The sequence below is a fragment of the Streptomyces sp. AC550_RSS872 genome (assembly GCF_019049285.1).
GTDB lineage: Bacteria > Actinomycetota > Actinomycetes > Streptomycetales > Streptomycetaceae > Streptomyces.
The window spans coordinates 1-9160 of record NZ_JAGMUL010000159.1; the positions used below are offsets into that span (position 1 = coordinate 1).

11 protein-coding genes are annotated in these 9160 nt (G+C 68.5%); 4 read left to right on the forward strand and 7 right to left on the reverse strand.

What is annotated here, in order from left to right; translation table 11 throughout:
• Positions 1 to 345 precede the first annotated feature (345 nt).
• Complete coding sequence (locus tag KUM44_RS38150; protein WP_217214362.1) at positions 346 to 996, reverse strand: DNA-3-methyladenine glycosylase; 651 nt, start codon at positions 994 to 996, stop codon at positions 346 to 348.
• A 140-nt stretch (positions 997 to 1136) separates the two neighbouring features.
• Here KUM44_RS38150 and KUM44_RS38155 point away from each other — a divergent pair, with 140 nt between their 5' ends.
• The 3 genes from KUM44_RS38155 (at position 1137) to KUM44_RS38165 (ending at position 3154) form a co-directional block, all read left to right on the forward strand.
• Positions 1137 to 1919: a sporulation protein gene (locus tag KUM44_RS38155; RefSeq protein WP_217214363.1), complete on the forward strand. Its 783-nt coding sequence runs from the start codon at positions 1137 to 1139 to the stop codon at positions 1917 to 1919.
• A gap of 43 nt (positions 1920 to 1962) precedes the next feature.
• Entirely contained in the window at positions 1963 to 2502 is a 540-nt protein-coding gene (locus KUM44_RS38160) for a YbhB/YbcL family Raf kinase inhibitor-like protein (protein ID WP_217214364.1), read from the forward strand.
• Between the two features lie 145 nt (positions 2503 to 2647).
• A complete protein-coding gene (locus KUM44_RS38165) occupies positions 2648 to 3154 on the forward strand; it encodes an HNH endonuclease (RefSeq protein ID WP_217214365.1) in 507 nt (168 codons plus the stop codon).
• A gap of 139 nt (positions 3155 to 3293) precedes the next feature.
• Here the strand turns inward: KUM44_RS38165 and KUM44_RS38170 are convergent, their stop codons facing one another.
• The 3 genes from KUM44_RS38170 to KUM44_RS38180 form a co-directional block, all read right to left on the reverse strand.
• Entirely contained in the window at positions 3294 to 4250 is a 957-nt protein-coding gene (locus tag KUM44_RS38170) for an SPFH domain-containing protein (protein WP_217214366.1), read from the reverse strand.
• Positions 4251 to 4383: 133 nt separating this feature from the next.
• A complete protein-coding gene (locus tag KUM44_RS38175; RefSeq protein WP_217214367.1) occupies positions 4384 to 4815 on the reverse strand; it encodes an NfeD family protein in 432 nt (143 codons plus the stop codon).
• Positions 4816 to 4876: 61 nt separating this feature from the next.
• Positions 4877 to 5674: an ABC transporter ATP-binding protein gene (locus KUM44_RS38180; RefSeq protein ID WP_217214368.1), complete on the reverse strand. Its 798-nt coding sequence runs from the start codon at positions 5672 to 5674 to the stop codon at positions 4877 to 4879.
• Between the two features lie 146 nt (positions 5675 to 5820).
• On the opposite strand from KUM44_RS38180, the gene KUM44_RS38185 reads away from it, so the two are divergent.
• Positions 5821 to 6609: a hypothetical protein gene (locus KUM44_RS38185; protein ID WP_217214369.1), complete on the forward strand. Its 789-nt coding sequence runs from the start codon at positions 5821 to 5823 to the stop codon at positions 6607 to 6609.
• A 192-nt stretch (positions 6610 to 6801) separates the two neighbouring features.
• Here the strand turns inward: KUM44_RS38185 and KUM44_RS38190 are convergent, their stop codons facing one another.
• The 3 genes from KUM44_RS38190 to KUM44_RS38200 form a co-directional block, all read right to left on the reverse strand.
• Positions 6802 to 7047: a chaplin gene (locus KUM44_RS38190; RefSeq protein WP_217214370.1), complete on the reverse strand. Its 246-nt coding sequence runs from the start codon at positions 7045 to 7047 to the stop codon at positions 6802 to 6804.
• A gap of 168 nt (positions 7048 to 7215) precedes the next feature.
• Positions 7216 to 7857 carry a response regulator transcription factor gene (locus KUM44_RS38195; RefSeq protein WP_217214371.1) on the reverse strand — a complete coding sequence of 214 codons (642 nt, stop codon included), beginning with the start codon at positions 7855 to 7857 and terminating at the stop codon, positions 7216 to 7218.
• Positions 7850 to 8995: a GAF domain-containing sensor histidine kinase gene (locus KUM44_RS38200; protein ID WP_217214372.1), complete on the reverse strand. Its 1146-nt coding sequence runs from the start codon at positions 8993 to 8995 to the stop codon at positions 7850 to 7852. The genes KUM44_RS38195 and KUM44_RS38200 overlap by 8 nt, the downstream gene beginning before the upstream one ends.
• Positions 8996 to 9160: the final 165 nt, after the last annotated feature.

Below are 9160 nucleotides of genomic sequence, written 5' to 3' on the forward strand. Positions count from 1 at the left end.
CGGACGCTTCCTTTGTACTCACCCTCTCGGGCTTTCCTCCGGGCGCTTCCCTTCGGTCTTGCGTTTCCGACTCTATCAGATCCTTTTCCGATCCGATTCCCTGTCGGGGGGGTGTCGTTGGGCTCTGGGCTTTCGTCCGTCGGCCTTTCGACATTCACTACGTTAGCCGATTCCCTCGCTCGATTCATAATCGGGCTCTGTGGACTCGAATTCAGACATGCGGACACGCCGAAATACGACCCCGTTGAGGGTGTTTCGTTAGTAGTGGGTTGGCCGCTCCGGCTGCTGACTTCGCAGTACCCGGTTCAGCGGCTCGGGCTACGTTACGCGTCTCACCTGGGCGCGTCAACTTCGGCGGCGCCTCGGGACATGGGCTCGATAGGGGCTCACCGTGGGGTCGTCGGCGATCCAGTACCGCCAGGGGTGGACGTCCCCGTTTCCGCCGTCGCCTGCCACGCCGGTGCGTGGGCCGTTGCGTACCTGGTCGGCGGGGGTCGGGGTGCCGGCCAGGATCCTCAGCGGGGTCTCGCCGGAGGCGCACGCGTCCGTTCCGTCCAAGGCGCGGTCCACATTCAGGGCGGTGGCGAGGCGGGCCGGGCCTTTGGCCAGTTCCTTGTCGTTGCGGGCCGAGAGTCGACGGGTGCGGGCGAGTTCGGCGCCCTCGACGATCTCCCCGGCGCGCAGCAGGACCGCGCATGCCTGGCCGTCGGGGCCGCACACCAGGTTCATGCAGTGCCACATGCCGTAGGTGAAGTAGACGTAGACGTGTCCGGGGGGACCGAACATCACGTCATTGCGGGGTGTGCGGCCGCGATAGGCGTGGGAACCGGGGTCGTTCGGGCCGTCGTAGGCCTCGACCTCCGTGAGGCGCAGAGCGATCGGACCGTCCGGGGTGGTGCGTACGAGGATGCGGCCGAGGAGGTCGGGGGCGACTTCCAGGACGGGCCGGTCGAAGAAGTCCCGGGGCAAGGGCGTACGGTCGGGGGTCGCGATCATGCCGTCCGAGGGTAGTGCAGACGGGTGGTGGCGACGGGGTGGTCAGGGGGCGTGCGCCTTGCCAGGGTGGGAACGCGGAACCGGCCACGGCCGGATCGCGTTTGTAGGGATCAAGGATCCGCTCTGAAAAGAGGAGAGTCATGGCGTTCAAGAAGCTGCTCGCGAGCCTGGGGGCCGGTGGGGCTTCGGTCGAGACGGTGCTGACGGAGGTCAACGTCGTTCCGGGCGGTGTCGTCCAGGGTGAGGTGCGGATTCAGGGCGGGTCCGTGAACCAGAACATCGAGGGCCTGTCCGTGGGCCTTCAGGCGCGCGTCGAGGTCGAGGGTCAGGACTCTGAGTACAAGCAGGACATCGAGTTCACGAAGATGTCGCTGGGCGGCGCCTTCGAGCTCCAGGCCGGGGCCGTGCACGCGGTGCCCTTCGGGTTGGAGATCCCGTGGGAGACGCCGGTCACGACGATCGACGGTCAGACGCTGCGCGGCATGAACATCGGTGTGACGACTGAGCTGTCGATCGCGCGGGCCGTGGACTCCACCGACCTGGACCCGATCAACGTGCACCCGCTGCCCGCGCAGAAGGCGATCCTCGACGCCTTCATCCAGCTGGGCTTCCGTTTCAAGAGCGCGGACATGGAGCGCGGTCATATCCGGGGGACGCGGCAGAAGCTGCCGTTCTACCAGGAGATCGAGTTCTTCCCGCCGCAGCAGTACCGCGGTATCAACCAGGTCGAGTTGAGCTTCGTCGCGGACGAGCACACGATGGACGTCGTCCTCGAGATGGACAAGAAGCCGGGGCTGTTCAGCGCGGGCAGCGACACCTTCCGGTCGTTCCAGGTGGGTCTGAACGAGTTCCAGGGGACCGACTGGGCGGCGTATCTCAACCAGTGGCTGTCCGAGGTCGGCAGCAAGCGCAACTGGTCCTAGGCTCGGAACTGCTGATTCCATTGTTCCGTCAGGAGGTATCGAAGTGACCGAGCTCAAGAGGCGGCCGCTGCCCCACGACTTCCATCCGCCCGTGCAGTCCTTCACGCTCACGAGCGAGGACGTCGAGTCCGGCGGGACCCTCAAGGACGCTCAGGTCTACGCCGCCGGCAACACCTCGCCGCAGCTGCGCTGGGAGGGCTTCCCGGCCGGGACCAAGAGCTTCGCCGTGACCTGCTACGACCCGGATGCCCCTACGGGCAGCGGGTTCTGGCATTGGGTCGTGTTCGACATCCCGGCCTCGGTGACCGAGTTGCCGGTGGGTGCGGGCAGCGGCAAGTTCGAGGGGCTGCCGGAGGGTGCCGTACAGGCGCGGAACGACTATGGGTCGAAGGACTTCGGTGGTGCCGCGCCGCCGCCGGGTGACGGCCCGCACCGTTATGTGTTCACGGTGTACGCCGTGGATCAGGAGAAGCTCGGTCCGGACTCGGATGCAAGCCCGGCTGTCGTCGGGTTCAACCTGCGGTTCCACGCCATCGCACGCGCGCACGTGATCGCTGAGTACGAGGTGCCTGCCGAAGCCTGACGTTCATGGAACGTTTGCCTGCCCCTGGTCATGGAAGTGATCGGGGGCGGGCATTTTTTATTTCGTTGTCCATCTCGGCGTGCCCGGCCAGAGTTGATCCCAGCCCGCCAGGGGGTGGGCAGGTGCACACGGGAGGTGGGCTGCAATGCGGGACACGCTGGTACTGAACGCGAGCTTCGAGCCGCTGTCGACGGTGACGTTGAATCGAGCCATCGTTCTGGTGCTTCAGGACAAGGCCGTCGTCGAGCAGGCCCACCCCGAACTGCGTATGCGCGGGGCCGCGGTGGACATACCCGCGCCTCGGGTGATCAGGCTGTGCAGGTACGTACGGGTGCCGTTCCGAAGACAAGCGCCGTGGTCGAGGCGGGGTGTGCTGGTGCGGGACCGGCATCGGTGCGCGTACTGCGGGCGCCGGGCCACGACTGTGGACCATGTGGTGCCACGGTCCCGGGGTGGGCAGGACACGTGGCTGAATACGGTCGCCTCGTGTGCGGAGGACAATCATCGGAAGGCTGACCGGACGCCTGAGCAGGCGGGTATGCCGTTGCTTCGGGAGCCGTTCGAGCCGACGCCGGCTGATGCGATGTTGCTGACGCTGGGGGCCGACGACCTTGCCGCGCTGCCGGATTGGCTCGCACTGGACGCGGCCTGACTCATCGCCGTAGGGCTTTGGGTTGTTCGTTGGCTGCGGGTTGTACGTGGCTTGTCGCGCAGTTCCCCGCGCCCCTTGGAGGCGTCAGGGCCCGCCTTCCTCAGTAGGCGGGCCCTGCTTTCGTACGGCGTTCTCGGCGTCAGTCGATGGACGGCTTCTCTCGGCGTTCGGTCGCCTGGCCGGGGATGCCCGCTGATCCGCCGTTGCCCGAACCGCCGCCCAGGCCGCCCAAGTTGCCCATCGCGCCGGAGAGGCCCTTCAGGGCGTCGCCGATTTCGCTGGGGACGATCCAGAGCTTGTTGGCGTCGCCTTCGGCGATCTTCGGGAGCATCTGGAGGTACTGGTAGGAGAGGAGCTTCTGGTCGGGGTCGCCGGCGTGGATGGCCTCGAAGACCGTGCGGACGGCCTGGGCCTCGCCTTCCGCGCGCAGTGCGGCTGCCTTGGCCTCACCTTCGGCGCGGAGGATCTGGGACTGCTTCTCGCCCTCGGCGGTGAGGATGGCGGCCTGGCGCGTACCTTCGGCGGTGAGGATCGCGGCGCGCTTGTCACGGTCGGCGCGCATCTGCTTCTCCATCGAGTCCTGGATGGAGGTGGGGGGTTCGATGGCCTTGAGTTCGACGCGGTTGACGCGGATGCCCCACTTGCCCGTCGCCTCGTCGAGGACGCCGCGCAAGGCCGCGTTGATCTCCTCGCGGGAGGTCAGGGTGCGCTCCAGGTCCATGCCACCGATGATGTTGCGGAGCGTGGTGACGGTGAGCTGCTCGATCGCCTGGATGTAGCTGGCGACTTCGTAGGTGGCGGCGCGGGCGTCGGTCACCTGGTAGTAGATGACCGTGTCGATGTTCACGACCAGGTTGTCCTGGGTGATCACCGGCTGCGGCGGGAACGGCACGACCTGTTCGCGCAGGTCGATGCGGTTGCGGATGGTGTCGATGAACGGGACCACGATGTTGAGGCCCGCGTTGAGGGTCCGCGTGTAGCGGCCGAAGCGCTCGACGATGGCCGCGCTCGCCTGCGGGATGACCTGGATCGTCTTGATCAGGGCGATGAAGACCAACACCACCAGAATGATCAGGACGATGATGACCGGTTCCATCGTCGTTTCCCCGTACCCCTTCTCCGCTGCGGCAACTTCGGCAGATCTTATGCTTGTTGAAGATCTTGCTGGTCGAGTCTGACAGACCGTCGCGTGGCCCGTGGCGCGTTCGCGCCACTTGCGTCGTGCGAGGTCACATGACGATCGCCGTGGCCCCCTCGATGTCCACGACGTCCACTTCCTGGCCTGGTTCGTAGGCGCGGTCGGTGTCGAGGGAGCGTGCTGACCAGATCTCCCCGGCGAGCTTGATGCGGCCGCCGGAGGCGTCGACGCGCTCCAGAACGACGGCCTGTTTGCCCTTCAACGCATCGATACCGGTGGCGAGTTGGGGCCGTTGTGCGCGATGTCGGTTCGCGATGGGCCGTACGACGGCGATGAGCGCGGTCGAGACGATGACGAAGGACACGACCTGGACGACGGCGTCACCGCCGAAGATGCCGGCGACTGCCGCCGCGGCGACGGCGCCCACCGCCAGCATGCCGAGTTCGGGCATCGCGGTGATCACGAGCCCGATACCGAGCGCTGCCGCTCCGATCAACCACCAAACCCACGCGTCGATTTCCACCTGGTCATGGTAGGACCGCGGGCCCTGTCGCGGACAGGGCGCCGATCGTTTGAAAGGTGGGTCAGGACAGCGGGAGGCCCTGTGCGGTCCAGCGGTCGCCGACTTGTTCGACGACGAGCGGGAGGCCGAAGCAGAGGGAGAGGTTGCGGGAGGTGAGTTCGAGCTCCATCGGGCCGGCGGCGAGGACCTTGCCCTGGCGGATCATCAGGACGTGGGTGAAGCCCGGCGGGATCTCCTCGACGTGGTGGGTGACCATGAGCATCGAGGGGGCGATCGGGTCACGGGCGAGGCGGCCGAGGCGGCGGACGAGGTCCTCGCGGCCACCGAGGTCGAGGCCGGCGGCGGGCTCGTCGAGGAGGAGGAGCTCGGGGTCGGCCATCAGGGCGCGGGAGATCAGGGTGCGCTTGCGCTCGCCCTCGGAGAGGGTGCCGAACCTCCGGTCGAGGTAGTCGCTCATGCCGAGGCGGTCGAGGAAGGCGCGGGCGCGCTGCTCGTCGATCTCCTCGTAGTCCTCGTTCCAGGTGGCGGTCATGCCGTACGCGGCGGTCAGCACGGTCTGGAGGACGGTCTGGCGCTTGGGCAGCTTCTCGGTCATGGCGATGCCTGCCATGCCGATGCGCGGGCGCAACTCGAAGACGTCGGTGCCGGGCTTGCCGAGGGTCTCGCCGAGGATGGTGGCGGTGCCCGCGGTGGGGTAGAGGTAGCTGGAGGCGAGGTTCAGGAGAGTGGTCTTGCCGGCTCCGTTCGGGCCGAGGATGACCCAGCGCTCGCCCTCCTTGACCGACCAGGAGACCTGGTCCACCAGAGCCCGGCCCTCACGGACCACGGATACGTCCTGAAGCTCCAGAACATCGCTCATGAGCGCGTTGTCTCCCCTTGCAGTGTGACCGGTGTCGGCGTCTCGGCGTCTCGGTGGTCGCGTGCGCCGGTGGGCGCAGCCCTCTAGGAAATCTACGCCACCGGTCGGGCGCTTCATTCCATCGGTCCGGTCCTTAGGGTGGGGGCATGCTCTCGGAACCACGTTCAGGACGCCTTGCGGCTTGGGGAAATGCCCTTTTGGCCGGACATGTCTCGCCGGATGACGCTGTGCTGGAGATCGTCGGGGACGACGCCGTGCACCGGGTGGAAGGGCTGCCGGGTGAGTCGGCGCCCGTCGGGCTCACGCTGGCGTTGGGCCGGCTGCGGGCGCTAGGGGTGGGCGGGCTGCGGGTCGCGCTGCCCGCGCCGGGGCATCCGCTGGGGCTGAGCGGTCCGCCGGAGTTCAACGCGCGGGCGATGGATGCCGAGGAGGCGGTGGTCTGTCACGGCGCCGCGTTCGGGCTGGTGCCGGAGGTGTACGAGGCCGGGCCCGGCGGTGATGTGCACGTCGAGGTCATCTGGCATGTGCTGCCCGTGCGCGAGGCGCCGCCTGCGGATGTGCCGTCGCTGGGTGAGGCCGAGCGGGAGCTCGCGGAGGCTCTGCGGGACGCGACGGAGGTGTTGTCACGGCTGGACGTCGCCGGGTCGGGGCCGGTGGCCGAAGCGGCGATCGATGCGTATCGGGCGCGGGCCGAGCGGGGGCGGGAGATGTTGGCGCCGGGGTATCCGCCGCGGGCGGTGCGGGTGCTGGAGCTTGCGCAGCGGGTGGGGTTGCTGGTCTCGCTGGCTTATGAGAACGGGCACGGGGGCGCGGTCAGCTCCGCTGAGATGAGGGCTCGGGCGGAGGCGTTGCGGCCGGTGGAGCGGGTGGCTCGGCGGGCGCTCGTCGCTGCGTACAACTCCGTTGTGGAGGAGCAGGAGCGGGGGGTGCGGTGAGCCTCCGGCGGTTGGTGACCGGCGTTGATGTGGCCGTTTTCTGGGGCTCTGCCCCCAGACCCCCGGATCGGCCTGGACGGCCTCGTCCTCAAACGCCGGACGGGCTGGATAGGCACCGGACGGGCTGGATAGACAGACCGGCCTCCCGGGTAGCCGGGAGGCCGGAGGTCACTGCTCGCTTCGGGGTGGTCGTCAGTCGTTGACGGCCAGGTTGTCGAAGGCCGGGTTCAGGATGCCGACGACGTTCACGGTGTTGCCCGAGACGTTGGCCGGGATGTGGACCGGGGCCTGGACGAGGTTGCCCGAGGCGATGCCCGGGGAGCCCACGGCCTTGCCGTCGGCGTGCGCGCCGTCGGTGGCGGAGGCCATGCCGGCACCGGCGGCCATGAGGCCACCCGCCACCATCGTCACAGCCATGGCCTTCTTCAGGTTCTTCACTTTCAAGCCCTCCTTGCGATTGCCGCGGCAGTCGCCGCAGCACGCACTGGAGAACGGCGGAGATCCGCGAAGGATGCGCCATCCGGGGGACATTCCCACGACGGTATGAATCTCAGTCCGGAGCGGAACCCTCCGTATTGCCGTCCGTCATGTCCTGCGGAGAGCATTTCAGCCGGTCACGCCATGGCGTACGGCCCACAGGGCGGCCTGGGTGCGGTCTGCCAGGTCGAGCTTCATCAAGATGTTCGAGACGTGGGTCTTGACGGTCTTCTCCGAGAGCACCAGGGCTCTGGCTATCTCACGGTTCGAGCGGCCGTCCGCGATCAGACCGAGGACCTCGCGTTCGCGCTCCGTCAGAGAGCCGCCTCTGCCCTGCCCGGAGTTGGCCTCCTCCTGGGACAACAGGGCGCCGGCGACCTCGGGTTGGAGCAGGATGTGGCCGGCGTGGACGGAGCGGATGGCTCCGGCGAGGGCGTCGGGGTCCACGTCCTTGTAGACATACCCGGCGGCGCCCGCGCGCAGGGCCGGGATCACCGTGCGCTGTTCGGTGAAGCTGGTGACGATCAGCACGCGCGCGGGGTTGTCGAGTTCGCGAAGTTTGCGCAGGGCGTCGACGCCGTCCATGCCTGGCATCTTGACGTCCATCAACACGACGTCCGGCTTCAGTTCCTCGGCGCGGGCCACTCCCTCGGCGCCGTCGGCGGCCTCGCCGACGACCTCGATGTCGTCCTGCACTTCGAGGAAGGTGCGCAGACCCCGGCGGACGACCTGGTGGTCGTCGACGAGCAGCACCTTGATTGCGTCACCCACCGGGGACCTCCATCTCGATCGTGGTGCCCTTGCCGGGCGCCGATTCCACGGCAAGTGTGCCGCCGACCCCGCTCGACCGGTCCCGCATGGAGACCAGGCCGAGGTGGCGTCCGGCTCGGCGTATCGCCTTCGGGTCGAAGCCGCTGCCGTTGTCAGTGACCCGCAGGACCGCTCCGCTGCCGCGCCGGTCAAGGGTCACCTCGACGTGCTCGGCTCCGGAGTGCCGCAGGGCGTTGTGCAGGGCCTCCTGGGCGACGCGCAGCACGGCCTCCTCCTGGGCGGCCGGCAGAGCCTTCACGCCGCGGCCGGCGAAGGTCACGCGCGCGGTGTGGGCGCGGTCGAGGACCTGGATCTGGGTGCGCAGGGTGGCTACGAGGCCGTCCTCGTCGAGGGCCGCGGGGCGCAACTCGACGACCGCGGCGCGCAGTTCGTCGGCGGCTTCGGCGGCGAGCGCGGCCACCTGGTGCAGTTCCCCCTTGGCGCGGGCCGGGTCGCGGTCGATCAGGGCGGCGGCCGCCTGCGCCGTGAGACGCAGGGAGAAGAGCTTCTGGCTGACCGCGTCGTGCAGTTCGTGGGCCAGGCGTGAGCGTTCCTCGGCGATCGTCAGTTCGCGGCTGCGTTCGTAGAGGCGGGCGTTGGTGAGGGCGATGGCGGCGTGCTGGGCGAGGATGGAGAGGAGTTCCTCGTCCTCTGCCGTGAAGCCGCAGCTTCCCTCCGGCTTGGGACAGGTCTTGTTCGCCAGGAACAGCGCGCCGATGACCTCGTCGCCGTCGCGGATCGGCAGGCCCAGGAAGTCGGCCATGTCGGGGTGGGCCGATGGCCAGCCCTCGAAGCGGGGGTCCTTGCGGACGTCGGCGAGGCGCTCGACCTTGGCCTCCTGGAGCATCGCGGCGAGGATGCCGTGCTGGCGCGGGAGCGGGCCGATGGCCTTCCACTGGTCGTCGCTGACTCCGTCGACGACGAACTGGGCGAAGCCGCCGTGGTCGTCCGGGACGCCGAGCGCGGCGTACTGCGCGTCGAGCAGCTCGCGGGCCGAGGCGACGATCGTCTTGAGGACATCGCGCACCTCGAGGTGCCTGCTCATGGCCAGCAGCGCGGAGCTCACCGCGGCGAGGCCGGACCTGGGGCCTTGACTCATGCCCTCACGGTACCGGCGGGGTGTGACAGCCGGATCGGACCTGCGGTGGCGGCCGGCTGGGGCGCGGGACCTAGGTGTATTGACCCGCAGGGTTGTTCACGCGGGTGATGGGTGGGTGGCCGCCGAGTGCGGTGTGGCAGCGGTGGTGGTTGTAGGTGTGCAGGA

Bases quoted from the DNA above. Each gene is read 5' to 3' on its own strand.
- KUM44_RS38150 (WP_217214362.1), bottom strand. From the start codon at position 996: ATGATCGCGACCCCCGACCGTACGCCCTTGCCCCGGGACTTCTTCGAC.
- KUM44_RS38155 (WP_217214363.1), top strand. From the start codon at position 1,137: ATGGCGTTCAAGAAGCTGCTCGCGAGCCTGGGGGCCGGTGGGGCTTCG.
- KUM44_RS38165 (WP_217214365.1), top strand. From the start codon at position 2,648: ATGCGGGACACGCTGGTACTGAACGCGAGCTTCGAGCCGCTGTCGACG.
- KUM44_RS38170 (WP_217214366.1), bottom strand. From the start codon at position 4,250: ATGGAACCGGTCATCATCGTCCTGATCATTCTGGTGGTGTTGGTCTTC.
- KUM44_RS38180 (WP_217214368.1), bottom strand. From the start codon at position 5,674: ATGAGCGATGTTCTGGAGCTTCAGGACGTATCCGTGGTCCGTGAGGGC.
- KUM44_RS38185 (WP_217214369.1), top strand. From the start codon at position 5,821: ATGCTCTCGGAACCACGTTCAGGACGCCTTGCGGCTTGGGGAAATGCC.
- KUM44_RS38200 (WP_217214372.1), bottom strand. From the start codon at position 8,995: ATGAGTCAAGGCCCCAGGTCCGGCCTCGCCGCGGTGAGCTCCGCGCTG.